General features: G+C 69.6%; 22 protein-coding genes and 1 pseudogene. 11 read left to right on the forward strand and 12 right to left on the reverse strand.

What is annotated here, in order from left to right:
• Positions 1-235: 235 nt before the first annotated feature.
• From ACWCPW_RS17890 to ACWCPW_RS17910, 5 genes are all read left to right on the forward strand, one after another.
• Entirely contained in the window at positions 236-685 is a 450-nt protein-coding gene (locus ACWCPW_RS17890) for an RrF2 family transcriptional regulator (RefSeq protein ID WP_449762511.1), read from the forward strand.
• Between the two features lie 139 nt (positions 686-824).
• Positions 825-2,024 (forward strand): FAD-binding oxidoreductase, encoded by a 1,200-nt coding sequence (locus ACWCPW_RS17895; RefSeq protein ID WP_449762512.1) that lies wholly within the window; start codon positions 825-827, stop codon positions 2,022-2,024.
• Positions 2,025-2,273: 249 nt separating this feature from the next.
• The gene (locus tag ACWCPW_RS17900; RefSeq protein ID WP_449762513.1) at positions 2,274-2,645 is read left to right on the forward strand and encodes a peptidase inhibitor family I36 protein; all 372 of its coding nucleotides are present in this window, start codon (positions 2,274-2,276) and stop codon (positions 2,643-2,645) included.
• A gap of 464 nt (positions 2,646-3,109) precedes the next feature.
• On the forward strand, positions 3,110-3,751 hold the full coding sequence (locus tag ACWCPW_RS17905) for a hypothetical protein (RefSeq protein WP_449762514.1): 642 nt from the start codon (positions 3,110-3,112) through the stop codon (positions 3,749-3,751).
• Positions 3,752-4,281: 530 nt separating this feature from the next.
• Positions 4,282-6,318 carry a hypothetical protein gene (locus ACWCPW_RS17910; RefSeq protein WP_449762515.1) on the forward strand — a complete coding sequence of 679 codons (2,037 nt, stop codon included), beginning with the start codon at positions 4,282-4,284 and terminating at the stop codon, positions 6,316-6,318.
• 395 nt (positions 6,319-6,713) lie between these two features.
• Here ACWCPW_RS17910 and ACWCPW_RS17915 read toward each other — a convergent pair whose 3' ends face one another.
• From ACWCPW_RS17915 to ACWCPW_RS17925, 3 genes and pseudogenes are all read right to left on the reverse strand, one after another.
• Positions 6,714-7,007: a proprotein convertase P-domain-containing protein gene (locus ACWCPW_RS17915; protein WP_449762550.1), complete on the reverse strand. Its 294-nt coding sequence runs from the start codon at positions 7,005-7,007 to the stop codon at positions 6,714-6,716.
• Between the two features lie 75 nt (positions 7,008-7,082).
• A pseudogene (locus ACWCPW_RS17920) lies at positions 7,083-7,895 on the reverse strand (S1 family peptidase); the annotation flags it as partial.
• A gap of 746 nt (positions 7,896-8,641) precedes the next feature.
• The gene (locus tag ACWCPW_RS17925) at positions 8,642-9,115 is read right to left on the reverse strand and encodes a hypothetical protein (protein ID WP_449762516.1); all 474 of its coding nucleotides are present in this window, start codon (positions 9,113-9,115) and stop codon (positions 8,642-8,644) included.
• A gap of 247 nt (positions 9,116-9,362) precedes the next feature.
• Between ACWCPW_RS17925 and ACWCPW_RS17930 the strand changes: the two genes are divergently transcribed.
• From ACWCPW_RS17930 to ACWCPW_RS17940, 3 genes are all read left to right on the forward strand, one after another.
• Positions 9,363-9,950, forward strand: a complete 588-nt coding sequence (locus tag ACWCPW_RS17930; RefSeq protein WP_449762517.1) for a hypothetical protein — start codon at positions 9,363-9,365, stop codon at positions 9,948-9,950.
• A gap of 450 nt (positions 9,951-10,400) precedes the next feature.
• Entirely contained in the window at positions 10,401-10,700 is a 300-nt protein-coding gene (locus ACWCPW_RS17935) for a DUF6342 family protein (RefSeq protein ID WP_449762518.1), read from the forward strand.
• Between the two features lie 748 nt (positions 10,701-11,448).
• Positions 11,449-11,952: a hypothetical protein gene (locus ACWCPW_RS17940; RefSeq protein WP_449762519.1), complete on the forward strand. Its 504-nt coding sequence runs from the start codon at positions 11,449-11,451 to the stop codon at positions 11,950-11,952.
• Positions 11,953-12,067: 115 nt separating this feature from the next.
• Here the strand turns inward: ACWCPW_RS17940 and ACWCPW_RS17945 are convergent, their stop codons facing one another.
• Complete coding sequence (locus ACWCPW_RS17945; RefSeq protein WP_449762520.1) at positions 12,068-12,709, reverse strand: enterotoxin A family protein; 642 nt, start codon at positions 12,707-12,709, stop codon at positions 12,068-12,070.
• A 271-nt stretch (positions 12,710-12,980) separates the two neighbouring features.
• On the opposite strand from ACWCPW_RS17945, the gene ACWCPW_RS17950 reads away from it, so the two are divergent.
• Positions 12,981-13,580: a septum formation family protein gene (locus ACWCPW_RS17950; RefSeq protein WP_449762521.1), complete on the forward strand. Its 600-nt coding sequence runs from the start codon at positions 12,981-12,983 to the stop codon at positions 13,578-13,580.
• A 226-nt stretch (positions 13,581-13,806) separates the two neighbouring features.
• Here the strand turns inward: ACWCPW_RS17950 and ACWCPW_RS17955 are convergent, their stop codons facing one another.
• The 5 genes from ACWCPW_RS17955 to vanH all read right to left on the reverse strand — a co-directional run bounded on the left by ACWCPW_RS17955 (position 13,807) and on the right by vanH (position 17,552).
• Positions 13,807-13,965: a hypothetical protein gene (locus tag ACWCPW_RS17955; protein WP_449762522.1), complete on the reverse strand. Its 159-nt coding sequence runs from the start codon at positions 13,963-13,965 to the stop codon at positions 13,807-13,809.
• A 21-nt stretch (positions 13,966-13,986) separates the two neighbouring features.
• Positions 13,987-14,682: a response regulator transcription factor gene (locus ACWCPW_RS17960; RefSeq protein WP_449762523.1), complete on the reverse strand. Its 696-nt coding sequence runs from the start codon at positions 14,680-14,682 to the stop codon at positions 13,987-13,989.
• 182 nt (positions 14,683-14,864) lie between these two features.
• On the reverse strand, positions 14,865-15,473 hold the full coding sequence (vanX, locus tag ACWCPW_RS17965) for a D-Ala-D-Ala dipeptidase VanX (protein WP_449762524.1): 609 nt from the start codon (positions 15,471-15,473) through the stop codon (positions 14,865-14,867).
• Positions 15,470-16,510, reverse strand: coding sequence for a D-alanine--(R)-lactate ligase (vanA, locus tag ACWCPW_RS17970; RefSeq protein ID WP_449762525.1), 1,041 nt, complete (start codon positions 16,508-16,510; stop codon positions 15,470-15,472). Before vanA ends, vanX begins: the two co-directional genes overlap by 4 nt.
• Positions 16,503-17,552 carry a D-lactate dehydrogenase VanH gene (gene vanH / locus ACWCPW_RS17975; RefSeq protein ID WP_449762526.1) on the reverse strand — a complete coding sequence of 350 codons (1,050 nt, stop codon included), beginning with the start codon at positions 17,550-17,552 and terminating at the stop codon, positions 16,503-16,505. The genes vanA and vanH overlap by 8 nt, the downstream gene beginning before the upstream one ends.
• 342 nt (positions 17,553-17,894) lie before the next feature.
• On the opposite strand from vanH, the gene ACWCPW_RS17980 reads away from it, so the two are divergent.
• Positions 17,895-18,527, forward strand: coding sequence for a Mur ligase family protein (locus ACWCPW_RS17980; RefSeq protein WP_449762527.1), 633 nt, complete (start codon positions 17,895-17,897; stop codon positions 18,525-18,527).
• 356 nt (positions 18,528-18,883) lie between these two features.
• On the opposite strand, the gene ACWCPW_RS17985 is transcribed toward ACWCPW_RS17980, so the two are convergent.
• Both ACWCPW_RS17985 and ACWCPW_RS17990 read right to left on the reverse strand, forming a co-directional pair.
• Positions 18,884-20,038, reverse strand: a complete 1,155-nt coding sequence (locus ACWCPW_RS17985; RefSeq protein WP_449762528.1) for a lipid II:glycine glycyltransferase FemX — start codon at positions 20,036-20,038, stop codon at positions 18,884-18,886.
• A 354-nt stretch (positions 20,039-20,392) separates the two neighbouring features.
• On the reverse strand, positions 20,393-21,532 hold the full coding sequence (locus tag ACWCPW_RS17990) for a sensor histidine kinase (protein WP_449762529.1): 1,140 nt from the start codon (positions 21,530-21,532) through the stop codon (positions 20,393-20,395).
• A gap of 371 nt (positions 21,533-21,903) precedes the next feature.
• On the opposite strand from ACWCPW_RS17990, the gene ACWCPW_RS17995 reads away from it, so the two are divergent.
• Positions 21,904-22,911, forward strand: a complete 1,008-nt coding sequence (locus ACWCPW_RS17995) for a cytochrome P450 (RefSeq protein ID WP_449762530.1) — start codon at positions 21,904-21,906, stop codon at positions 22,909-22,911.
• Between the two features lie 92 nt (positions 22,912-23,003).
• Here the strand turns inward: ACWCPW_RS17995 and ACWCPW_RS18000 are convergent, their stop codons facing one another.
• A complete protein-coding gene (locus tag ACWCPW_RS18000; protein ID WP_449762531.1) occupies positions 23,004-25,391 on the reverse strand; it encodes a hypothetical protein in 2,388 nt (795 codons plus the stop codon).
• Positions 25,392-25,599 lie beyond the last annotated feature (208 nt).

The following is a 25,599-nucleotide window of genomic DNA, read 5'->3' on the forward strand; positions in this document are numbered from 1 at the left end:
GGATGCCGGGGCCGATTGGCCCCGCCGGGCTCCTCGGCCCCCGAGGCGCCCGAGTGGCGAACGAGTGGCGAACGAGTGGCGAACGAGTGGCGAACGCGTGGCCGTGGTGCCTGTGCCGGCCGGCCCGTCACCTTCGGTCCCTTGAAGCCTCCGCGTCCGTGTCGGCGGATTCAGCACGACATGCCGATGCGCAGGTTAATTTGCATGCGAGATGCGTATTAAATAGTGTGTGGTCATGCGGCTTGCGAAGTTCACCGACGTGGCGCTGCGGACCCTGATGTGTCTCGCGATGGCCAAAGAGGAACTGCTCACCACTCGGCAGGTCGCCGAGGTGGTGGACGTGCCGTACACACACGTGGCCAAGGCCGTGGCGCGGCTGCAACACCTCGGCCTGGTCGAGGCGCGACGCGGACGCGGCGGGGGGTTGGCGCTCACCTCGGCGGGGCGCGTCGCGTCGATCGGTGGCCTCGTGCGCGAACTGGAGGGCACCGGGGACGTCGTCGAGTGCGAGGGGGAGGAGCCGTGCCCGTTGGCGGGTGCCTGTCGGTTGCGGGGCGCGCTGAGCCGGGCGCAGGAAGCGTTCCACGCGTCGCTCGACCCCGTACGCCTCGCCGATCTGGTCGAGTCGCCGACCGGACCGTTGCTGCTCGGCATGGTCGGGCGTGCCCCGGCGCGGGTGGTCTGAACGCACGACCGACCGAAGCGCCGGCCCGGGTCGGCCGGCTGTGGACAGGCCCGACGCGCCCGCCCCCGCTTCCCCGTCATCCACGGGCCTGTTCGCGCGTTCTTAAATACGAATCTCCTATACCAATTTGGAGTTCCAGATGTTGTCCGAGAAGTCCGTCGAGACCGTTCGAGCCACGCTGCCCGCCGTAGGCGGCGCCGTCACGGAGATCACCGACCTCTTCTATCGGAACCTGTTCGCGGCGCACCCGGAACTGCTGCGTGACCTGTTCAACCGAGGCAACCAGGCGTCCGGCGCGCAGAAGCAGGCGCTCGCCGGCTCGATCGCAGCGTTCGCGACCGCGCTGGTCGAGCACCCCGGGGTCCGCCCGGACGCGATGCTCGCCCGGATCGCGCACAAGCACGCGTCGCTCGGTATCACCCGCGATCAGTACGAGATCGTGCACACCCATCTGTTCCGCGCCATCGTCGAGATCCTCGGCGACGCCGTCACCGAAGCGGTGGCCCAGGCGTGGGGCGAGGTGTACTGGCTGATGGCCAACGCCCTCATCGCGATCGAGGAGCGTCTGTACGCCGAGGCAGGCGCGGTGGACGGGGACACCTGGCGCGAATGGGAGGTGGTCGCCCGGACCCGCGAGACCGCGGACGTCGCCACGTTCCGACTCCGCCCGGTCGACGGCGGCGACGCGCCGGGCTTCCAGCCGGGCCAGTACGTCTCCGTGCGGGTCGAACTCGCCGACGGGGCACGGCAGATCCGTCAGTACAGCCTCTCCTGCGCACCCGGTTCCGCCACCCGCACGATAACGGTCAAGCGCGTGCGCGCGGCGGGAGCGCCGGAAGGTGAGGTGTCCAACCACCTGCACGCGCACGTCCACGAGGGCCACCGGCTCACCCTCTCCGCGCCCTATGGCGACATCGCGCTCACCGACACCGACGCACCACTCGTGCTGGTCTCGGCGGGCATCGGCTGCACGCCCATGGTGTCGATGCTCGACCACCTGACGGGGCTCGGCCACGCCGGCCCGGTTACGGTCCTGCACGCCGACCGCACTCCGGCCGACCACGCGCTGCGCGCCGACCACTTGGCGCTCACCGCCAAGCTCAAGGCCGGCACGGCACACTTCTGGTACGAGTCGTCGGACGCCGAGTGGCCGGCCGACCGCACCGGCCGCATGGACCTGACGGACGTTTCCCTACCGCCCGCCGCACACGCGTACCTGTGCGGTCCACTGCCCTTCATGCGCGCGGTGCGGGGACAACTCATCGAGCGGGGGGTCGCGGCCGGCGACATCCACTACGAGGTGTTCGGCCCGGACCTGTGGCTCGCCCACGAGGGGTGAGCCCGGTGACGGTGGCGCGGACAATCGGGGTGCCCGCGCCATCGTCCGGCGTCGTGTTTGCGCTGGGCAGGCCCGACAGTCGGGTCGGTCCATCCTTTCGGGTGATCGTGGGCTCGGGTCCGCTTGGAGGTGGATACGGATGCGTAGAACCCTCACGTCGACCCGTCTCGGACCGCCGACGCCGCGAGGGGGCGACAGGGCCGAAAAGCGTTTCGTCGGCGCCTTCGGGATGTGAAAGGAAGTGGCATCATGGCCTTCAGGACGCGCAGCGCCGCAGTAGTCGCCGCATCGCTGGTCGGAGCCGTCGTGATTTCGGCCCCATCTGCGACGGCACGCACGGAAGCGTCGACGTGGCCGTGCGACTCGAAGAAGTTCTGCATCTATTTCGGTGCGAACGGCACCGGGGCGCACTACGAGTTCGAGGACGGCGCCTCCGATCTGAGCGTCCTGTCGGGCAAGCTCAACGACCACGTGTGGTCGGCCCGGAACAACACCAAGGACGACTGGTGCCTGTTCCGCGACGCCGGATACAAGAACAAGATCCTCAACATCCTCGACGGCCAGACCACCAACCTGCCGTCGCCGCAGAAGAACGAGGTGAGTTCCGTCCGACGGTGCTGACCCCGTCCGCGAGCAACACGCGAAGGGCGCCTCGACCGGGTCGACACGAGATTGTCCGACCGGCCCGGGCAGCGGTGACATCGCCTGCCCGCCGCGCCGATCGGCGGATCGGGGCGCCAAAGCACCCCCCGCGACAGGCATATGACACGGCCGACCGCGGCAGCGGCGGCAAGTAGCGGCGCCCGTCCGCATTCGGGCCCGGGACGCGCGGAACCGGCGTCCCGGGCCGCGGCAACGCGCGGGCGGTGGTCGACGATCGGGCGAGGGGCGCGCCGGCATCGATGTTGCCGAGAGCCGTGGTGATGTGACTTCATGGGGGCCACGATGAGCATCCGGGTCGAAGTCGTCGTCGAAGTCGTCGCACAGGTGGCTCTTGCGCGGCGTTGGCAGAGTCGCGGTGGAGGGGCATGTTCGAGCGCATGAGGGCGAGTTCGGCCGCGCGTAGAGACGCGGACGATGCCCGCTTGGCCGGTCTGACGCCGGACGCGACGGCGATGGCGGTACGCATCGCCCGAGAGATGGTGTACGGCAGGCGTATCCAGGCGAAGTACGACCGACGGGTTTGGAAGGCCAACCGCCGGAACCCGCAGGTACCTCGAACAGCCCGTCCCGGTATGGAATCCGTCAAAGAAGCGAAGCGCGAACTTCGCCGGGCTCGGCGAGACGATCGCCTGGTGCGAAGGGCGCATCGACGAGGGCGCAACGCGGCGACGAAAGAAGCGTCACCATCGGGCCTCGACGCCCAGCTCTTCGACGCCAAAGTCGACCATCACGTCGCGCATTTCGGAGAGTTCGCCGCGAGGGCCGGCATGCAACACTTCGGCGAAATCACCAGATTCGAGGAGGCCAGGAATCCTCCGGACGCCTCCGCCGCGATCTCCTCGGCAACGCGCGACCCCTCTGCCCAAGTACGCACCGCGGACACCGTGCCGGCCCTCTCCGTCGTGGCCCTGGGCCTCAAGCCCGCCGCGTGGAAGGCACCCCAGACGCCACTGACGCCGGCACAAGTCAACCATCGCCGTTCCGGCGTGGAGATCACCCCCTTCGTCACCGAACAAGGCGCCCGCAAGAGCGCCGTCATCGAGCGAAAGCTCTGGCTGTCGTAGTCGCACGGCGGTCCGCTGGACCGGGAACCCTGCGACCCGATCAACGAGGACCGGGTCAACGCGACCGCCGCCATAAAGGAGTACCTGCGCTACTTGCCCCTGAGGACGTCCGGGTCTGTGCTGCGGTGACCCGGGGAAGTGCCGGTGCCTGTTCCGTAGATGCCGCGCGAGCACCGGCCAGGCCTCGTGCAGCCGGCCGCAGCGCGGTGGTCGGGGGTCACGGCGGCCGACATCCGGAGTGGTATTTGACAACCTGCGGTTGTCGGTCAAGGTAGGGGTGTGAACTCTGCGTCCGTCCCGCCCGCCCCCGCCCCCGACCTCGACACGGCACGTGTGCGCGCCTTCGCGGCGACCGCCGGGCTGCTTACCGGCTGCCGGACGTCGAGCCGGGCGAGGCGCGCGGGACGTCGCCGGACGCAGGTGCGCGTGGCCGCGCGGGGTGAGCACAAACGCCGCCCGGCTCGCCCGACTGCCCTCAGGGCGTTGGCCGGTGCCGGCGGCGCCCCGGGTGCGGTCGGCGGGAGGCGCACGTGACGCCGGTGGAGAAGCGCTCGTTCCCCCTTCCGGACCTGGTCGCTCTCGCGGCGTTGGCCGGCGCGGGAGACAGACGCCAGGCCGGTCTGGCACTCGCCCGCGTCGGAGCCGAGCAGCGCGCGCAGCTCCTGGAGTACTGTGCCCTGCGGCCGAGCGCCGTCGCGTGGTGCCTGCGGGACGGTGCCGCCGCCGACCGCGCGGCGTACGCCCGCAACCGATTCCTCGACCACCGATCGATGGCCGCGCTCGCCGCCGACCCCGATCCGGACGTCCGGGCGGCGGTGTTCTTCCACCGCAGGATTCCGGGCTCGCTGCGCCGCCGGGCGCTGGCCGCCCTCCCGATCGCGCCGGTGCTGCGCCAACGGCTCATATGCACGGACGCGCTGCCGGATCTCGGCATGGCGATGGACTGCCCCGACCCGGAACTGGCCGCCGAGACATACCGGACGATCCTCGGCAGACGGCCGCTGCCACCCCAGGGGTCCGGCGCACTGGTGGTCGGCCCCGACACGTCGTCGCCGCGCGGCCACGAGTGGTTCACCGAGACGCTCGCGCTGCTGCGCCCGGAGAAGTGGACCGCCGACGACTGGGCCGAGACCGCGGTGCGGCACCTCGAAAAGCCGTGGCAGGACGACGAGTGCGTGGCGCTCGTCGGCGAACCCGCATGCCCGACCGAGACCGCGCTGGCCCTGCTCGCGTACGGGCCGACCGACAACCCGTACACGTTCCCCGCCCGGGTGGCGCTGGACACCGGCACGGTCACGCCGGACGACATCCTGCGCCGGGGGCCCGGCGCGGCACGGTTCCTCGGGCTGATCGACGCGCTGCACTGGTCGCCGCCCAACGACGACTGGATCAGGGTGACCCTCGCCGAGGAGGAGGTGGCCGCCCTCGAACAGGGCCTGTGCGAGGCGGTGCGGACCCGGCTCGGCACGGACCCCGGCGCCTGGCGCGCGGCCGCGACACTGCTCACCCGGGACGCCGAATACCCCGGCAGTATCCTGGCGTTGCTCGACGAGGCAGCCACCGTCCCGTGGCTGAACCCGCCCGGCTCGGCGAAGACGCCTTCGGGCAAGGCGCCTGCGTCGTGGACCGACTTCCCCTGGCAACTGCGGCCGACCCGCCCGCCGTCGGCCGGTCCTTCGCCGCTGCGGCTGCTGCTGTCCTGTGCGGACGCCGACGCGCTGTCCGCGATCCTCGCGGCGTTCGACGACGACGTCCTCCCGGAGCCGGCCGCGGTCAGCCGCCGGGCCTTGGTCGCACCGGCGCTCGTCCCGCCGATCGCACGGGAGTTGGCCTCGCGCCGCCCCGAGGTGCTGCGCGACTTCGTGGCGGGCGTCGAGCACGACCCCGGCAAGCGCGCCGAACTGATCGCGCTCGGCCTGGGCGAGGTGGACGCCGCGCTGCTCACCGGCAACACCCTCACCGCGTACGAGCGCGCGGAACTCCTCGCCCGGACGACCGGGACGGCGGCGGAACCGGTCCCCGTCGCGCACTACACCCCGGTCGGAGCCTCGATCCCATGGGACGTGGTCCTCGACGACGTGACCTCGGGACGCGCGGAGGTGAACGTCCTCGACACCGTCAGCCGCCACCCCGCGCTGCCGGAGCCGGTCGCCGTCGCGCTGTTCGAAGCCGAACCACAGCGTTACGCCCGGCTGCTGGCGGCGCTGCCCCGGTCGACCGCCCTGGCGCTCCTGCCGGCCGCGGCCCGGGTGTGGGGCCGTCGCGAGGGCTCGGGGTGGACGCTCGTGCTCCCGGCGCTCGCCGCGTGCCTGCGTTCAGGCACGCTCACGCCGGACGACCTGCTGACGCACACCGCGGTGGCCTCGTTCCTCCTGTGGGCGTTCGGCGACGAGCAGCGAAGCCGCGGGAAACTGCGGCCGCTGGCCGGGCCGTTGCGTGCGCTCGTTGACGCGCACCTCGGCGAGGACCCCGACGCGTGGACGATCGCGATGCGGCTGCTGCCGGACTTCGCGGGCTCGGTCGACGAGCTGCTCGCCACCGCCGGTCGCGCTGCCGGTCGTTCGTGATACCGCACTGTGGGCGCAAGGTGTGCGGGCCCGATGTGTGGGCGCAAGGCGCGCGAGCCCGAGTGGGCGCAAGGCGCGCGAGCCCGAGTGTGTGGGCGACGTGCCCGAGGAACGCGGCCACGGCCGAGTGGCCGTCGAGCCGGGATCGACGGTAGGCGTGTGCGGGTGTCAACGCCCAAGCGCACAGGTACTTCACGCCCGGCCCGAGTCGAGGGGACGACGCGCGGCTCGGCCCGGCCCGGCGCGGGAATCCGCGTCGGGCCGAGCCGAGCCTGGATCGGTACAGCCCCTGCCCACGCCGTGCGTGGAGGGCATCGGGGCCGAGGAAGGCGGGCTATCCCCGGAACGTGGTCGTGGGAGATCGGGAAGGATCGTCGGGAGGCGATCCCGTCGGGCTAGAAGGTGACCTTCCAGGAGTCGATCTTGCCGGTGTCGGCGGCGGCGACGTCCTGGAGTTTCAGGCGCCAGGTGCCGTTGGCGACTTCGCTGGAGGCGTTGACGGTGTAGGTCGTGATGATGTTGTCGGCGGAGTCGCTGCCGCTGGAGTTCTTGAGCCGGTAGGCCGTGCCGTCGGGGGCCACCAGGTCGACGGTCAGGTCGCCGCGCCAGGTGTGCTTGATGTCGACGCCGACCTTGAGGGTCGCCGGCGCGTTGCCCGCGACGCCGGTCACGGCGATGTCGCTGAACACGGCGCCGCCGTTGTCCGGGATCGCGACGTCGTTGGTGTTCTCGAACGTTTTACCGTCCGGGGGATCGACCCCGCCCAATTCGGCCGCGCCCTGCGCGATGGCGGTGGCAAAGGTGCTCACCTCGGTGTACACGCCCGGTCGGCCCGGTCGGGCGCAGCCGACACCCCAACTCGTGATTCCGACCTGGATCCAGGCGTTGGTGCCGTCCTTGCGGAACATCGGCCCGCCCGAGTCGCCCTGGCACGTGTCCGTGCCGCCCTGCGGATACGCGGCGCAGATCTCGGCCGCCGGGATCAACCCCGAATACCCGGGCGACGCCTTGCAGGTCGCGTCCGTCACGAACGGGACGTCGGCCTTGAGCAGATAGCGCTGCTGTCCGCCGCCCTCGGTGGCCGCACCCCAGCCGGCGATGGTGAAGGTGCCGTTGTCGTAGGTCTTGTTCGTGGCGATCGGTATCGTCGCCGCGCCGGGTATCGGGCCGGCCAGCTTGATCAGTGCCCAGTCGCCGCCCGTGGGGGTGTCGTAGGTGGGGGACCTGAGCACCTCGACGGACGTGCGCTTGACGGCCGCCGGGTTGTTCAGGTCCACCACACCGTAGGTGGCCGTGATACTCGAGTCGGGGCCGGATCCGTCGACGCAGTGCGCCGCGGTCAACACGATCTGGTCAGTGTACATGGTGCCGCCACAGCCCATGGACAGCCGTACCATCCAGGGGAATTCGCCCTGTGCGGCCGTGGTGCCACCGACGATGTGCGGTGTGACGTCGCCCGGGTTCGAGGGCGGCGGGGTGGACGACGCGATCGTCTGCCCCGCGCCGCCGGCGGCGATCGCCGCCACAGCGGCGGAGACCACCAGGAGCCTGTTGATCAGAGAATGCCTGCTCACCATTTTCTTCCTTTCAACCCGCGTGGGGGACGCGTGGATCCGGAACCGGGGGTGTGAAAGCCGGGATGTGGAACCGTATGGAACCCCTCGTTGCGACCGGGGGAACGCTGGTCGGAGCCACCTGGAGGGGAGCGAACTCCGGGAGATGGAGGAGTGGTTCGGTGGAGCCGACGCAGCGCGACGAGGGCGCCGGATTTCGCCGGCGCCGGAGGGATGTGTTCCTGTGCGTGTCGACCGAAGACCGTCGGTGGTGGCCGACGGCATCCGTCGCGATGCGATGGATCGAAATCGATGCACTGCGCCGCAGTGCCCGACTCGGCGCGCGAGCAGGCGCACCCGCGGGGGGTGTAGGTGCGCGGAGGGGACGGCCGAAGGCCGAAGGGAAGCGGCGTCCGGTCGCATTGGGTGGTGTCCGACGAGCGAATCACGGATCAGGGTGCGGGGAGCCGACCGCGCATTGAACGGGAAACCGCGCTTGACTTCCGATTCCTGACGCCGGGAGCGCTTCGGTACGGGGGAGGTGTTCGGCACGAGAAGTCGAGGGGTACCGCTACCAAACGGTAGCCATCGGGGACTCGGCGCGAATCGGGGAAAACCCTTGTCGTTCCCGAGCTGCCGGAGGGGCCCGACAGGGGTTCGACAGGGGGGTCGACCCAGGTCGGCCGGTGCGCGGGGCTCTGTGAGCTTGCTCCTGGTTCGATCGCGGTTCGGTGCGACAGGACAACGGCCCGAACGGCGAACGTCGAACGTCAGCGGACGTCCATGAGTTTTAGCACCTGGGCCTTTGCCAGGGAGTCGGGATACGGAGGGAACCCGTCCTGAGCGGGGCTCGAGGACATGAACCGGGCGATCGTATTGCCGACCCGCACGACCAAGTACGTGGTGGCCAGGTTTTCGTGGGCACCGACGCTGAGCACGTGGATGTAGGCGGACTGGTCACCCAAGCCCGAGGCGGAGCTGCTCGCCTGGAGCGTGAAGTTGACCGGCAGACCGCGTTTGGTTCCGGGAAACGTACGGCAGGCGTCCATGGACACCGCTCCCTCGGACATGACCCGCTCGGCCTCGCCGACCTTGAATGAGGCGAGCAGGATGGTGGTGTCGACGGAGGGTCTGCCGGACTCGGTTTGGGTGACGGTCTGGCGGGCGTAGGCGACCGGCTGGTGAACGGTGTTGTCGTCGATGGCGAGCAGGATCGCCGCAGGGCGGCAAGCCGGCGTGACCATCAACCGGCACGCTCGCGGCTACGACGTACATCGGCCTGGCGGGCAGATGTCCGAACCGATCTTGCTCTCGGATAGCCACCGCCACGGTGGCGAGTAGCGCTGACTCACTGCTTGGGGCTGTGGTCGCGCTGCCGAAGGGCGGCGAAGTCGGCGGTCATGGGTGCGGATTCGCGTTCGGGTGGGTTCGGCGCGCACAGGCGTTGGTAGTGTCGCCGAGCCTGGAACGACGTGCGTGCGGGGGAGTGTTGTGAGCGATCAGCCGAAATGGGCCTGGTGGGTCGTGGGGATCGTGATCCCCGTGACGGGGATCGTGGTTGCGATCCAACTGGCCACGACGTCGGATTCCGACGACAAGCCGCAGTCGACGAACACCCCCGCCCCGGCGCCCGTCGCGTCCGCCGGCGAGAACCGGGTGCCCGCAACCGGCCCCGCGGCCTCGCGGGCCGCGAGCGGGCCCGCGAAGGTACTGGCCGGGCCGGTGCGCATCAGGCTGAGCCCGGATGCCGAATACATCGACCTGGACAGCTCGTCGCCCGTTCCCCAGCTCTCGACGGGCAAAGGCGCCGACGCGTTCGTGGGGTTCAACCTCCCGTCGTTGACGCTCGGCCCGCCCCGTTCGGGCAACGTCGTCGCCGCGGCCCCGCCCGACGGTGCCGACCCGACACGCGACGAGTGCAGCGGGTTCATCGCCAAGCGCGGCACCCACACCAGCGGAGACCTGGCGCAGGGCGCCCGCTACTGCCTCCAGACCGATGAAGGTCGCGTCGCCTACCTGAAGATCACCGCGGTGCCCACCCGCAGCGCGGTCACCTTCGAAGCCACCGTCTGGGAGTGACCCGCGGCCCCGACGTGACAGACGTGACAGCCCCGACGTGCAGCCCCGACGGCAGGGCCGGGGAGACGGGCCGCGGTCACCACGGCTTGCCGACCCCGCCGCCGTGTGCGCGACGGCGCCGTCGTCGTGGGGCGGGTCGCGAGTGGCCTCGCCTTGGTGTGTGACATGTGTGTGCGGCATGTGTGCGATATGTGTGCGACACGTGTCAATTCACGTCCAGGTGACCGAAAAACTGCCGAAATTCAGCAATCGAGCCAAATATGCGCAGTCCGGTACCACCCGGGGGACCCGTCTGTGTACGTTCGTGCTCGGCCCGGGCACCCCACGGTGTTGCCCGGGCCGGGCAAGGCTCTTCACTGGAGGGCGGGCGCGTCCCGTCGGGCTTCGCATGGAAACGATCGCGGCCCGCGAGAGGGGGACACGTCCGCCGGGGACATGAGAGGAAGCCTCATGACGGATATCGATCTCGGACAGGCATCGGACTGGAACGAGGGCGACACCCACGCCCGGATCAAACTGCGGGAGAACCAGGTCTACCCGGGCACGGACAAGAAGGACGTGCTCATCAGCTCGCCGGTGAGCATCGAACTGTCGGTGAACACGAACTACTCCTCCTCCCAGGAGGCGGACAAGATCTACTTCACCACCCACCACGGCTCCGCGAAGAAGATCATCGCCGTCCTGGACTCCGAGGGGAACCTGCACATCCGCGGCAAGGTGTTCTCGGACCAGACGGACCTGTCGTACTAGGAAACGACACGTTCGCCCCCGAGCCGACCACACCGGGCACGGCGCACGCGGCGACACGCCGGTTCGCTCGCCGACACCCGGCGACGTCGCCACCGATGAGGCCCGGGGGAGCCTGAACCACACCGGGTGCGCACGCGCGCCCGAAGGGCCGTGGGGGTAGCGGCAGGGCCCGCCGCCACCCCCACCGTCCGCCCGCGGCGACCGGGAACGCGCTCGGCGCCCGGCATCCGTGCCGGTTTCACCGTTCGTAGTCGATGCTCTCCAGCGGCACCCGCTGGTTCCCGTGGTGGCGTGCCGCCGCTTGGCGGCGTGGTAGCCCCGGCGCCAGTCGCGCCGTTCCGGGTTGATCACGCGCAGGTTGACGACGTCGCGGAGCAGGGCGGGGTCACGGTCGGTCATGAACCGGACGGGGAACCGCTCCTCCTGGCCGGCGGCGTCGCTTCGTCGCCGGGCTTGACGTTGCCCCGCGCCTCGATGTGCTCGGCGTCGGTCACCGCTCTCGCCCAGGTCTTGGGTCCGCTGGGAGCGGGTGTGGCCAGGGTGTGCAGGGTACGCGCCAGGGGTGGTGGTTGTCGGACACGAGCATGTCGTCCCGCCATTCCCCAAGCGCGAGGAAGGGTTCGGGAGTGGTAGGCGATGGCGGCAACCGGGAAGGTTCGCGTCCGCTTCACCGACCCGGCTCGGAGGCCACGCGCCACGTGCCACGCGCGGAACAGGCTCGCAGCCGACTCGACGCCCAGGAGCACCCATGGTCGACACGACTGGATCCGACGACTCCGTCACCATCGACGGCAAGACGTTCTCCTTCGACATCGCCTCCCAGGGCGATGTCACCTGGAAAGGCGGCCAACTCACCTCGGTGAGCGTCAAGGGCCTCATCGACTATGTGCACACGACGCTCGGCTATCCCGATCCGCCGCGGATCCTGGACGAGGCCCTTTTCGACCGCCTGCTCCTGGTGATCACCACGTACCAGGGCAAACCCGAGGACACCAGCTACGAGTTCGCCGGAAGCATGGCCCACGCCCTGGACGGCACCCCGGTCCGCATCGACACTCTGCACGTTTTCTGGGCCTCCGGGCACCTGAACGCCCGGATGGAACTCTCGATCCTGCGCGAGGGGGGCGAACCGCTCATGCGCCTGGACGGAATGCTCACCAAGACGCGGGACGCGTGGACCCTCCAGGCCACCTGGGACGAGGACGAATCCGTCACGCTGTCGGACCTCACCCAACTGTTCGCCACGAACTGAGCACGCCGATACCGAAGGAAGCCCCCTCCGCGGCCCGGGACTTCCCCGGGCCCATCCTCCGGGGCAGGCGCGTCCTCCTCCCGGTCCCGGACCGGGCCGCTCGCACGGCACGACGCTACAAGGCCGCGCAAGTCCCGGGTCCGCACCGATCCTTCGAGAAATCCGTGGAGAACGACATGGGCTCCGAGGACGGGTTGCGGTCCGGGTTGGGCACGATCTCGCTGTAGACAGCCGCGGTGAACTCGCTGTCGGCCGGCCAGGTGAGGGAGAACCAGCCCATGACCTGCACCCACGGAACACGCCCGAAGGCCGCCACTTCCTGTTCGTCGTCGCCTTCGAAGGGGCACTCCCTCATGAACGTCGTGACGTCGTAGAGCACACCGGTCGTCTTGACGATGTAGATGTAGGTGACGCGGTCGACGTCGCCTCCGGGCATTGTCCCGAACTGACACCGCGCGAATTTTCTGGCCTTCATGTAGTCCCGGGTCATGGAGATGTAGCCCGAATCGACGCATGCGTCGGTACCCGACAACGCGCCTTGGACGTGCTTGCGCAGGCTCGGGTTGCTCCCGCGCGATTCGAAGCCGCCGCGCGCCTTGACGGCCTCGGGTGGGCGTCCGTCACCGCGCAGCAGACAGGTGCTCAGTGCCAACTTTCCTCCCCCTGTCGCCTCCACCAGGCTCTTCGACGGGAAGTTGCCCGGTTTCGGAGGGAGTGGGGCGAGGACCGCACCCTTGGCGGCCGTACCAGCGTTCATTTACCGCAACCGTCCTCACGTCGTGGTGGGCAGGTCGAACACGAGCTCCGGAGGCCGTCCCCCGACACCCTCGTGACTCCTACCCACTGCGCGGTCGCCCCTCACGGACACCGCAGTCGAACGACCGGAAGGAGGGATCCCTTTTCGCCATCGGCCTCATGGCCCGATGGCCGATGAGGGAAACGATCCGAACAGGCCCGTTTCGGGTGCGGATCGGTGAGGTTGATTGTTTTGCCGCCGGGCGTCGGCGCGGTCGGGCACACTCGTCCGGATGTCCTCGACGAAGGGTCCGATTGCCATGCTGCACGTCCTCAACTCGCCTGCCCAGAACGCTCGTTCGATCGCTTCGGCAATCTGTGCGGTCGCGCTCGCCGTGGTTCTGGCGGGTTGCGGGTCCGACGACGACAACACCAAGGACGACGCGAGCGGGAAGAACCCGGCCTCGTCCGCGGGTGCGGGTACGAAGGGCGGCACCGGCGCGCCGGTCGACCAGCCGGACGGCGCCAAGCCCCTCAAGGCCGATGCCAACAGCGCCTGGCCCAAGCTCGAAGTGGGCCAGTGCGTCGACAAGATCGCGCAGCCGAAATTCGCCAAGGTTTCGTGCACCGGCCCGCATGAGGGCGAGGTCGCCGGAGTCGACACCGCGATGCCCGACACGCTCGTACCGTCCGGCATGGCGTTCAACAAATACCTCAACGACAAGTGCGAGGAACTCGTCCGACCCAAGCTCGACAAGCAGTCGAACGCGGCGGACTTCGTGGTCCAAAAGCTCGGGCCGAGCGTCACCACGTGGACCGAGGGCAAGGACCGCCGCCTCACCTGCATCGTCACCCGGAAGAACCAGGCGCCGCTGACGGCGCCGCTCGCCTGATCACGCGGATGCCCCGCTCCGCCCCGGGGCGTCGACCGGGGCGAAGCGGGGCCGTGCCGTTACGGCGTGGCGCTTCCGGTGGACCGTCGGCCCAGGACCCCGCCCACCTGATCCCGCTCCACCACGGCGCCGGATCCGGAAGGGTCGGCGAGCCGAACCGGCGCCCGCTCGGGCGACTCGACGGGCCCCCGCAGTCGCGGCCTCGGCGTATGGCGTTCCCTTCCGGTCATCCTCGGCGTAGTTCGCTCGCCGTCGTGGTGACCTCGTCCAGCACCGTCGGGATCGGCGTGACGCCGAGACCGGGGCCCACCGCGACCGCGGTCAGCGGGAATCGGATCGTCCTGCCGACCGGCCGCTGAAAGGTCGTCTCCTCTCGGTGTTTCATCCCGGAATCGGTTGTTCGATCCTAGGGTGTCGGGTCGTGCCAGGAGGTGGTGGCCGGTTGAGTGTCGATGCGGTACCCGACGCCGGGTACCGTGCTTATCACCCAGGGCTCGCCGAGCCGTTTGCGCAGTGCCGAGACCGTGATGCGCACGGCGTTGGTGAACGGGTCCGCGTTCTCGTCCCAGGCCTGTCCCAAGAGTTCTTCGGCGCTGACGACGCCGCCTTCGGCGGCGACGAGGACTTCGAGCACCGCGAACTGCTTCCTGGTCAGGGCGACGTAGCGGCCGTCCCGGTAGACCTCCCGGCGGAACGGATCCAGCCGCAGACCTGCGATCTCTCGCACCGGTGGCCTGTTGTGCGCCCGCCTGCGGTCGAGTGCCCTGAGCCTGAGCACGAGTTCCCGGAGTTCGAACGGCTTCGTGAGGTAGTCGTCGGCGCCGAGGCCGAACCCGGTGGCCTTGTCGTCGAGACGGTCGGCGGCGGTGAGCATGAGGATCGGCATGCCGCTGCCGGAGGCGACGATGCGTTCGGCGATCTCGTCACCGGACGGTCCCGGAATGTCTCGGTCGAGGACGGCGATGTGGTAGGCGTTGATGCTCAGCAGTTCCAGGGCGGTGTCGCCGTCACCCGCGATGTCCGCCGCGATCGCTTCCAGGCGAAGGCCATCGCGGATGGCTTCCGCCAAGTAGGGTTCGTCCTCGACGATCAGCACACGCATGCCCCGCATGCTATGAGCCGGCGCGTATCGTCGGCGTATCGAGACGCACATGCTTGCCGGGATCCGGAGGATGTCCGCGGTCACCGTCGCCGCTGTCGCTGGGCGGGACGAAACCGGGCGGGCCGGGCGGTGTAGGCGGTGATCCCGGTGGTCTTGGCGGGTACCTGCCGTCGGCCTCCGGTCTATGTGATGGGAAAGTCGAAGTAGGTGTGCGGGTAAGGTTCGTCTTTCAGTGTGTAATGCCACCACTCGCAATCATATGAGCTGAAGCCGCAGGACTCCATGACGGAGTGGAGGTATCGACGGTTTCTTGCTTCGGCATTCGTGATTCCTTTTGCCCCGTGATGTGAGATTTCATCCATCAAGTCATGACCACCTCCCATGGGAGTCAGTTCGCCGGTCGCCGAGTCGTAGAGCGTCAAGTCGACGGTGCTGCCCCGACTGTGGCCCGACTTGGCGGCCACGTATCCCTTTTCGAACATTTCGGCTCTTTCGATGTTCGGATAGTGGCGCGGCTTCGTCCGGCCATTCTCCGGCTGCTCCGACCAGCGCAGAAAGCAATCCACGGCGCGCTGCGGGCGATAGCCGTCCCAAAGAAGCAGGCCGAAGCCGAGGGACGCGGCTTCTTCTCGCGCCTTCTTCAGGGCCGCGCACAAGGCCCTCGTGCCGACGATGCGGTTTGCCAGGTAGCCGTCCACCGGTTTTCCGGTGAAGTTGTCCCAGGTCGCGTACTTGGCATCCCAGCGCAGTCCGGGAAGGAACTCGTCCACAAAGACGAAGTCGTCTTTCACAGGTCTTTCCCGTCGATGGCCAGCGACAACATCCGGTCGATCACGTCGGCGAGCGGAAAGCCTGCGGCCGCCATCATTCTCGGATAGCGGCTGTACGAGGTCATGCCGGGTAGGGTGTTGACCTCGTTGAGGACTATTCGGCCGCCTTCCTCGACGAACATGTCCACCCGTGCCAACCCTCTGCATCCGAGGGCGCGGTATATGGCCTTTGCCGTCTCTTGGACGAGCGTGCGCGACTCCGCAGGGATGTCGGCGGGAACGATGGGTGTCGAGTTGTCGGAACCGCTTTCGGGATCCTTCTCCTGGTGGATCTTGAAGAACCCGTGCGACAGGGCGATGCGATCCACTTCGCCCGTGATCAAATCCGGATCGTTTCCCAAAACGGCACAGCCGACCTCGCTGCCGACGACAGCCTCTTCGATCAACACCTTCGAGTCGTACCGTCGTGCGGCTTCCAGCGCGCTCGGCAGCTCCTCCTTCCGGGATACCTTGCCGACGCCGAAAGACGACCCCGAACGGGCCGGCTTCACGAAGACGGGGTAGGTGAGGCCGTCGGCATCGACGCTTTCGTCCGCGGTGACGGTCCGGAAGTCGGGCGTGGCGATTCCCGCGCTTGCGGCGACGAGGTAGGCGAGGGATTTGTCCATGCACAGAGCGGAGCTTTGGACGTCGCAGCCTACGTAGGGGATGCCGGAGAGCTCCAGCAAACCTTGTATCGCGCCGTCCTCGCCGAGCCTGCCGTGCAGGACGGGCAACACGACGTCCAAGCCGATCTCCTCGTATCGTCCCCGCTCCAGCACGAGCAATCCGCGGACGCCTCGGTCCGGCGACAGCACGGCCGGACGGCAACCGTCGTTGTCCCAATCCGCGTCGGGGCCGTCGCAGAGGTTCCAGGTGCCGCTCCTCGTGATCCCGATATAGAGCGGTTCATACTTTTCGGTGTCGATGTTTTTCGCTATCATCTGTGCCGATTTGATGGAGATGGAATGCTCTTCGGAGCTGCCTCCGAAGACGACTCCGACCTTCAATTTATCCATGCTGACTCCTGCTTTCGAATTTCAGGCAGTTGGTGATGGAGTTTTCCACGGTGTCGCTCAGGGCATGGTCCGTGTAATAGGCGGTGTGCGGACTGATGAGTGCGTTCGGCAGTTTCTGCAGTCGCAGCAGCGGCTTGTTTTCGATGGATTTGCTTCGGCAGTCGGCGTAGAATATTCCCTCCTCTCCTTCGAGGACGTCCAATGCCGCACCACCCAATCTGCCGCTTTCCAAGGCTGCGGCGAGGGCCTCGGTATCGAGAAGTGCGCCGCGCCCGGTATTGATGACGAACGCGCCGCGCCTCATCTGTGCGATACGTCGACGGTCGAGGAGATGGTGTGTTTCCGCGGTGAGCGGTGTATGGAGCGTCACGATGTCGCTCCGCCGAAGCAATTCGACGAGTGTGACGTAATCGGCAGCGGTCTCGGGGTGATGGTCATGGGCCAGGATCCGGCAGCCGAAACCGCGCAGCCTGTCCATGACCGCCGCGCCGATGCGGCCTGTTCCGACGACCCCGACGGTCAGATCGCGTAGTTCTTTCCCGCGCACGTCGTTCAATGTGTAGTCATGGACGTCCACACGGCGGACAAGGGATTTTGCGTTCCGCACGGCCATCAGGATCAGCATGAGTGTGTAGTCGGCCACGCTGTCGGGCGAATAGGCGATGTTCTCGACGGAAATGCCGATGCTCCCCGCGTACTCCACATCGATATGGTTGTATCCGATGCTTCTCGTGGAGATGTAGGCCACGCCGGCCCGGCGGAGCGCGAGAAGGGTGGGGTTGGTGATTCGCGTCTTGTGGCCGACGCTGATGCATCGGTTTCCGGATGCCAGTTCGACATTGGCCTCGGATACCGCTGCCTCGGTGATGGTCGGTATGACGCCGAGACGGGGTGCCATCTCTCGGAACAGGAAGGCCTCGTCCCGCCCGCATCCGTAGATGGTGATTCCTGTTGCCGGGGCGGCCGGGGCGGCCGAGGGGAAGGGGGGCGCCGGCGATCGGGTGCGGCGGGTCGCCGCGCGGGCCGGTTGGCTGTGAGTCATGCCTCTCAGTCAAGGCGGCGCGGTGTTGCCGGTGTGTATGCGGTTTTCGATATACGGGCCGTATGTTACCGACTGGTAGTCGAGGGTGGGTGGGATTGCCCGGTGTGTGCGTGGGTCGGTGAGCGTAGGGAAGTGTGTGGGTCGAGGGTTCGTCGTCGGCGATCAACAACCCGCGGTCTCGGTGTCACCGGTCGGTAGCATTTCATCGGCCTATCGAAAATCGCATACGTACCGGCCACGGCACGCCGCGTTGGCTGGGAGGCGTGACCTCCAGCGACCCCACCTTTGTCAACGCCCACCTCGTCGGCCGCTCCCGTTCGCCGGCGCCCGCGCCACCCGCGCATGATCCCGCTCAGCCTCGGCGAGATCGCCGCGGTCGTCGGCGGGACGGTCGAGGGCGACGGCGTCGTGACGGTGACCGCGCCGGCCGTGCTCGACGGCCGACAGGCCGAGCCCGGCGGCCTCTTCGTCGCCTTCGCCAAGGGCGAGTTGCTGCGAGGGCTCGTGCCCGGCGGAACCGCCGTCCGCAACGCCGACGATCCCCGAGTGGTCGCGATGCGCCCGCTCACCGACGGTCCGGTGCCGGCCTTCGGCCGGGCGGAGCATGCCCACGTGCGAGTGCTCGACCCGGTGTCGGATCGACTCGGTCGACCGTCCTTCACCCTGCGCGCCGCCCATGCCTCGGCTCGTGTCGCGCTGCCGCTCGTGGGTGCCCACCAGGGGTTCAACGCCGCCCCCGCCGCAGCGGCGGGGGCGGCGGCGGCCGGCGTACCGCTCGATGTGACCGCGGCGGCACCGGCCACCGCCTCGTTGTCGAAGTGGCGCTTGCAACTGCGCGACCTCGTCGGCGGCGCGACGCTGCTCGACGACTCCTACAACGCCAATCCCGACTCGACCCGCGCTGCCGGTGACGTGGTGCTCGTCAAGGCGTCCCGTGGCGCGCGCCTCGACGAAGTCGCTGCCGCGCTCACGTAGTTGGACGGGCCGAGCCCGAGGGTCCGGGTCGCCACGCCGTTCGAGGCCGGCTGTGCCGGAAGGCCGCGCGGCACCGAAGGCCCGCCCGATGGCGGAGCGGACGTCGACGACGGGGTCGGCAACCCGGACGAGGTTGTCCTCGCTGCCGGCATCGCCCGGCGAGGGAGGGGCGCATCGCGGCACATCCGGTCGTGCGTGGCGCCACACATCCGGCCGGGCGTGGCGCCGCATCGGGGTGAGGCGTGCGGCGTGAGGCGGCCCGGCGCGGCCCCCGCGCGGGCCGGCCGGGCCGGAGCGTCACGTCCTCGGGGCGGGAGGCGTGGACCACCACTGCGCCGCGCGGTCGCCGGACGGGCTCATCGACCGCGCCGCCTCATGTAGAGGTCGAAGGCCCGATAGACCACCGGCCGCAGCGGCAGGTCCCACTCGCCGACGTACCTCACGGCCCGACCACCGGTGCCGACCTTGAACTGGATCAGCCCGACGTGCGGGTCGTCCGCGTCCAGGGTGGGGGTGATGCCGCGCAGGTCGTAGACGTCGCAGCCGGCCGCCAGCGAGTCGCGGATCATCGCCCACTGGCAGGCGTTGGAGCCGCGCACCTCGCGCTTCGCGGTGGAGGAGGCGCCGTAGGAGTACCACGCGTGGGCACCGACCCGGACCAGGATGGTGGCCGCGACCAAATCGCCCTGGTGACGGGCCAGATAGAGCTTGATCCGCTCGGGGCCCTCGGCGCTCATCGCCGCGAACATGGTCTCGAAGTAGCGCAACGGCCGGGGCATGAAGCGGTCGCGCTCGGCGGTGTGGACGTAGAGGTCGTGGAACGCCTTCAGATTCTCACCGACCACGACCTCGACACCCTCCTTGGCCGCCTTCTTGATGTTGCGGCGCCAGAGCTGGTTCATACCCCCGAGCAGGTCGTCCTCGGTCCGGCCGGTCAGTGGAATCTCATAGGTGCACTGCGGCTGCCCGACCCCGAAGCCGTCCTCCGGGCTCTGCGGCAGCCAGCCGCTGTCCCTGAGCCGGCCGGTCAGGCGGGCACCGACCGGGTCGACCCGCGGGCTGCTCATCTCGGTGAGCCGCTTGACGCCCGGGTCCGCGATGCCCTCCTTGACCTGGGCGGCGCTCCAGGTGTTCGTGCGCACCGGCGGGCCGAGTCGGATCGCGAACGCGCCGCGTGCCTTGAGATGGGCCGCCAGCGGATCCAGCCACGCGTCGATGTCACCGGCCCAGTCGATGGCCGGGCCCTGGGGCAGGTAGGCCAGCGTGAAGCGTTCGAGTCGCGGCACCGGGCGGTGCAGGACCAGCCCGGCGCCGATCAACCGCCGACCGTGGAACCAGCCGACGGACTCGCTGCGCCACTCGGTCTTGACGCCGCCCCATGCCGGGGTCTGCAGAAAGCTGACCGACCGCTGCGCACGCACGAACGCCAAGTGCTCGGCGGCGCTGATCGGCCCGACGGTCGGCCTCACGCCCGCGACCCCGACCTCTCGGTGGTGCGTGGTTCGGCTCACTGGTCCGTCATCCTCACCGTCGGCGTCCTCGAATTGCCCGGCGCGCGTGGACCGTCGAGGGCTGACGTGGAGGACGAGGAGGACGTGGAGGACGTGGAGGACGAGGCCACCGGAGACCGGGCTGCTGTTCGTGTTGGTTCGCTGCGGAGCATGCGTCCAGTCAAGGCGGCGTGGTGTTGCCGACGCGTATGTGGTTTTCGATATGCCGACAATACGCGTCGGGTTGATACTCCCGCGGGGCTGTCAGGGGCAGTCGCCATGTGTCGCCACTCCCGGTGCGGGATCGGGGTCCGTGCCGGCACGCCGTCGCAGACACCGCCGAACATGCCGTCGGATGTGCCAGAGCCGATTTCGCTATGCGGACGGGGCCCCGCCCGGGGGCGATGCCTGCGGCGGGTCGAGAAGTCGAATCGTCACGAGGAGACCGCCGGTGGGACGGGCCGTGAGGTCGAGGGTTCCGTCGTGTGCTCGGACGATGCTGTGCACGATGGCCAGCCCGAGGCCGACACCGGCATGCTCCCCGGTGCGTACGCGTTCGGTTCCGCGTTGAAAGGGTTCGGTGAGGGTGGACACCAGTTCCGACGGGAGTGGATGGCCCGTGTTCTCGACCCGCAGCACGCTCGCGCCGTGCCGCGATTCGGTGTAGAGCGTTACGGTGCCGCCTGTCGGCAGGTTGTGGACGATGGCGTTCTGGGCGAGGTTCGTCACCATCCGCAGGAGAAGCGCCGCGGAGCCGACGGTCTGTGCGGTCTCGCCGATGACGTCGAGCGTGATCCCGCGCTTTTCGGCGAGGGGAAGCAGCGTTTCGGCGGCTTCCTCGGCGATGAGGGAGAGGTCGACGGGCTCGCGGGTGAAGTTCCCGTGGTCGGCGTGGCTGAGCAGCAGGAGGGCTTCGGTGAGGTCGATCGCCCGCGCGTTGACGGTGCGGAGGCGTTCGATGACCTTGCCCTGGTCCGGTGAGGGGTCGTTGCGAGCGGCGTCGAGGAGTGCCTGGGAGATCGCCAGCGGGGTGCGCAGTTCGTGGGAGGCGTTCGCGGCGAACCGTTGCTGTTCGGCGACATGGGATTCGAGCTGTTCGAGCATGTTGTCGAACGCGTCGGCGAGTTCGCGGAATTCGTCTCGAGGGTCATTCATGCGGATCCGGTGCGAGAGTGATCCGTTCGCGGCCATCCGTGCCGCCCGGGTGATCCGTGTGAGTGGCGCGAGCATCCGGCCGGCGAGAATCCATCCGCCGACGAGGCCGAACAGGAGGAGGAAGGCAAGTGCCGTGCTCGCGGCGGGGGCGAAGCCGCGCAGGAGTTCGGAGCGGCTGGGCCCCCCGGATATGACCACACCGTTGAATTTCTCCTGGATGGATTGGGGGTCGTCGTCTCGTATCCAGCGCAGCACGAAGACCCACATCACGGTCAGCAGGAGCACACCGGCGACGAGAAGGAATCCGGCGTAGCTGAGGGTGAGTTTCAGTCGGGCGCTGAGTCTTGGGCGTCTGATCACGAGTGCCGCCGGGGTGGATGGTGTCGATGTCGAGTCGGTGACCGACGCCGGGCGCCGTGACGAACGGCCATGGTTCGCCGAGTCAGGTAAGGGTCGTCGTCCTCAACGAACGGCAGGCGCATACCTGCACCCTAGGCAGCACGGCGTATTGCCGACATATGCAAACCGGTACGAGCCCGGCACGGTGACCGTGATCTCTTCCGCCTTGGCGGAAACGGTGGTTGCGGGAGGCTTCCGGACGCACCGCGATGTCGGCGGGTGTGTGGCGCGGGATCCGGTGGAACGCGTCCGGGGCCGGGCATGGGGCGCGATGGGCGCGGGCCTTTCCTCCCCATACCCCCTCGCGGTTTCAACTCTCCGAAAGGCGTTCCGTGAGCCCAGAGCACATCCAGGTCCCCGTGGCCGTCGACGACACCGGCGTGATGCCGTTCGTCCCCTCCTCCCCGTTGGAGGAACCGGCGCCGCCGGCGGGGCTGCGGTCGCGTCCGGGGCCGGTGCGGCTGCGCACGGGCACCGGCGACGCCGGCTGGGTCGTCACCCGCCGCGACGACCTCAAGAGCCTGTGTACGGACGCGCGTATCGGCCGGTCCCACCCCGACCCGGACGGCGCGCCGCGGCAGTGGAACGCGGCCGTGTTCGCGCCCCAGGCCAACCACGCCACCGAACGCGAGGACCACCGCCGTTGGCGCCGCGCGGTCGTCCCCCGATTCGGCGCACCCCGCATGGACGCCCCGCGCCGTCGAGCCGGCGAACTGTGCGCGGAACTCCTGGACGCCGTCATCGCCGCAGGGCCGCCCGGTGACCTGCACGCCATGCTCGCCCAACCCTTCGCCGCCCGCCTGAACTTCGAGGTGCTCGGCATCCCGCACCGGGACCACGAACGCATGCGCGCCTGGTCGGACGACATGCGCGCCGGCAACGACCGCCCACGCGCGAATGCCGCCCACGACGCCATCACCCAACGACTCGCCGACCTGCTCGAACACAAACGCGAGCGGCCCGCCGACGACGCGCTGACCGACCTGGCCACCGCCCACGACGACGACGGCCCACTGACCCGGGCACAAGCCCTCGAAGGAGCCCGCCACCTCTTCTTCGGCGGATACGAGACGGTGGCCGCGCGGATCTCCCACGGCATCCTGGCACTCCTCGCCCACCCGGACCACTACCGCGCGCTCGCCGAACACCGGGCGCCCGCACGCGCGGCGGTCGAGGAGATCCTGCGATTCGCGGTCCCCGGCGGAAGCTGGATCCCGCGCTACGCTCTCGCCGACATCGACTTCCGCGGCGCTCCCTACCTGCACGACCGCACCGCGGTGCAGTTCGTGCGGTGCCTTTCGAAGGTGATCGGCGGGTTCCGCCGTCCGCCGGGCTTCTGAGTGCGGCACCGCTTGTCACCGACCGGTTCGAGCCACTAGACGTCCTTACGATGAGCCGCCCGCGGCCCGAACGCGATCGGAGTGCGGAACTCTCAGCGCGCGACGGCTGCGGCCGTGTCGAGCAGTTCGAGCAGTGTGCCGGGGTAGTCGGGCAGCAGCCGGATCGCGATCGTCCACGCGTCCAGCGAGTTCCCGAGCCGCTCGCGCACGTGCCTCGAGGTCGTTTCGTCGGCCCGCCGCCACTCCCGCGGCTCGAGGCTCTTGTCCAGGACGGAGCCCGCGAGCAGCAGCACCGCGAGCGCGGCGGGCGGGCAGCGGGTCAGCAGGTCGTGCGTGGTGAGCGTTCCGGCGGTCAGGCGGTCGTGCAGCCACGGGGCCGGTCGGCCCCAGTCGCCGGGTGTCGTCCACAGGCCGGCGAGCAGGAGTTCGTGCGGGCAGTCCGGCTGCTCGACGAGCGCGCGCAACACGTCGCGATCGAAGGGCACCTCCGCGGCCGCCGCGAGGAGTTCGGGCCAGGGCAGCGGCACACCTTCCGCGACGAGTTCGTGGATCGCCGTGCCACCGCGCCGGATCCAGGCGATCGACCGAGCCGACCCGGCGGCCCGGACGGCGAGGCCGCGGATCCGCTCCAGACCGTCCGGTGCCGGCAGGGCACGCCGGGTGTGCGCGCGCACGCTGTCGGACAGCGGGTGGCGGGTGGCGGCCCGGCCGGGAAAGGAGGTCTCGTCGAGGATCGCGCGCACCTCCTCGGGCCCGCTCCGTTCCCACAACGCGACGAGCATCCGATATGCGGCCGCCGTGCGCAGCCGGGTCCGGCCGAGGATGACGCGCACGACCCTCGGGTCGCCGGAGGCCAGCCCGGCCACGAGCCGATCGCGGGCCCGCCGCACGTCCACGTCGCCGAGCGCGCGCAGCACGTCGTCGGACAGCGGCACCGCGCCGGGCAGTCCGGCGCGGTCCGTACCGGCGAGGATCCGCACCCGCTGCGCGTGCACGAGGGGCGCGTGCCGAAACAGCGCCGCGTTCACGTCAAGATCGTCCAGGTCGAGCAACTCGCGTATCGAGTCCGGTGTCTGCTCCTCGATGGTGCTCCGCGCGAGCACCGTGGTCCGGCCGTGTACGGCGATCACCCGCGCCCGGATGTGGGCTCGCGTCTCTTCGGACGCGAGCAGTTCGCGCACCGCACGGGTGTCCAGCATCGGCACGAGTACATCGCACACATCGGGCGTGGCGCAGTCGAGCAGAGCACGGAAGACGGACCGCGCCGGACCCGAGGGGGCGACCACGGGATGTTCCAGGTCGTATGGCTCCAGCGTGCCCGTTTCGCGCGCGCGGAGCACGTCGGCCACGAGTTCGGCGAGCGTCCCGCGATGGTGCGCGAGGCTCGCGTACACGGCGGTCCACGCGGCACGGTCGGCGCCGAGCGGGGCGATCACGTCGGCGACGGCCGCCCGGACGCCGGAGGGCGCCTCGTACGTCAGCGCGCGTGCCAGGTTCTTCGCCGGCGCGACGACGGCCAGTACCCGTTCGGCGGATAGCCACCCCTGGCGCAGCCCGAATCGCACGGCCGTGAACCACCATGCCGCCGCGCGGTCGACGTCGGGGCCCAAGAGCAGGTCGGGCGGGAGGTGGTGCGCCACGAGCAGGTCGGGGGCGACGCGATGCGCCAACCGGACGAGGTCCTCGGGGCAGTCCGGCCGGGCCGTGATCAGGGCGAGCGACCATCCGCCGAACGGCCGCCGCGCGTGTTCCGCGCGGACGACGTCCCAGTCGATCGGTCCCGGCCTGCCACCGGCGTGGTTGTGCCTGATCCGCACGAGCCACGGGCCGCCGGCGTGCGGCGCCCCGGTCGGCTCGTCGTCGATGCGCGCGAGCAGGCCGGGATGCGCGAGGTCGTCGAGTTCGGCGGCGGTCCGTGCGAAGGCCGCGAACCCTTCGGGACCCACGAGTTCGCGTAGTGCGCGGCACCGGTCGAGGAACAGGTCCGCCGGCAGGTCGGGGCCGAGTCGGAGCAGCGCCCGCGCGAGCGCGTCGCCGAACGGCGCGTACAACGCGGGCGCCAAGAACATCGGGGCGCCGTTGTTGGCCAACCACGGTGCGAGGGCGCCGGGTTCGTACCAGCGGGGATCACCGGGGTCGGCGGCCGCGAGCACGGCCGACCGGACGCCGTCGACGTCGGTGTCTTCCACGAAGTGACGTCGGTACAGCGCGAGGCCGAGTTCGGGCCGCCCGAGCCGCGCGAGCGCCATCAAGGTCGCGAGTCCGGTGGCCTGGTTGGCGACGAGCGCGCGCTGGAGGTCCAAGTCACCGGATCCGAGCGCCGCGTCGATCAGCGCCTCGGGCAGCCGATGGCCGTGTTCGAGCACCGCCAGACACTCGGAACGCAACCGGGCCGGCAACTCCGGCGTGTACGCCCGATCCATGAGGCGAAACGCCGCCACCGTCGCGGTCTCGACCGCGCCCCGTCCTCGCGTGCCCATCGTGCCTCCCCCGGCTCCCGGACGAGAAGGCTACGCGGCCGGACCCCAGCCCTCGAAGGGGCGGCCGCACGCGAGGACGCGCCGCCCGCGGCCCCTGCTCGCGGCCGTCGACTGCCGCAGTTCCCTCGACCTTGCGCGGCACCGGACCGAGAGGATCGCCTCGTTGGACGCGATCGACACGATCAGGACGCCTCCGTCATCCACGCGG

This window comes from Embleya sp. NPDC001921 (assembly GCF_053594475.1).

Coding starts and splice junctions, on each gene's coding strand:
- ACWCPW_RS17890 (WP_449762511.1), top strand. CDS start 236: ATGCGGCTTGCGAAGTTCACCGACGTGGCGCTGCGGACCCTGATGTGT.
- ACWCPW_RS17895 (WP_449762512.1), top strand. CDS start 825: ATGTTGTCCGAGAAGTCCGTCGAGACCGTTCGAGCCACGCTGCCCGCC.
- ACWCPW_RS17900 (WP_449762513.1), top strand. CDS start 2,274: ATGGCCTTCAGGACGCGCAGCGCCGCAGTAGTCGCCGCATCGCTGGTC.
- ACWCPW_RS17925 (WP_449762516.1), bottom strand. CDS start 9,115: ATGGTCACGCCGGCTTGCCGCCCTGCGGCGATCCTGCTCGCCATCGAC.
- ACWCPW_RS17935 (WP_449762518.1), top strand. CDS start 10,401: ATGACGGATATCGATCTCGGACAGGCATCGGACTGGAACGAGGGCGAC.
- ACWCPW_RS17940 (WP_449762519.1), top strand. CDS start 11,449: ATGGTCGACACGACTGGATCCGACGACTCCGTCACCATCGACGGCAAG.
- ACWCPW_RS17945 (WP_449762520.1), bottom strand. CDS start 12,709: ATGAACGCTGGTACGGCCGCCAAGGGTGCGGTCCTCGCCCCACTCCCT.
- ACWCPW_RS17950 (WP_449762521.1), top strand. CDS start 12,981: ATGTCCTCGACGAAGGGTCCGATTGCCATGCTGCACGTCCTCAACTCG.
- ACWCPW_RS17955 (WP_449762522.1), bottom strand. CDS start 13,965: ATGAAACACCGAGAGGAGACGACCTTTCAGCGGCCGGTCGGCAGGACG.
- ACWCPW_RS17960 (WP_449762523.1), bottom strand. CDS start 14,682: ATGCGTGTGCTGATCGTCGAGGACGAACCCTACTTGGCGGAAGCCATC.
- vanA (WP_449762525.1), bottom strand. CDS start 16,510: ATGGATAAATTGAAGGTCGGAGTCGTCTTCGGAGGCAGCTCCGAAGAG.
- vanH (WP_449762526.1), bottom strand. CDS start 17,552: ATGACTCACAGCCAACCGGCCCGCGCGGCGACCCGCCGCACCCGATCG.
- ACWCPW_RS17980 (WP_449762527.1), top strand. CDS start 17,895: ATGATCCCGCTCAGCCTCGGCGAGATCGCCGCGGTCGTCGGCGGGACG.
- ACWCPW_RS18000 (WP_449762531.1), bottom strand. CDS start 25,391: ATGGGCACGCGAGGACGGGGCGCGGTCGAGACCGCGACGGTGGCGGCG.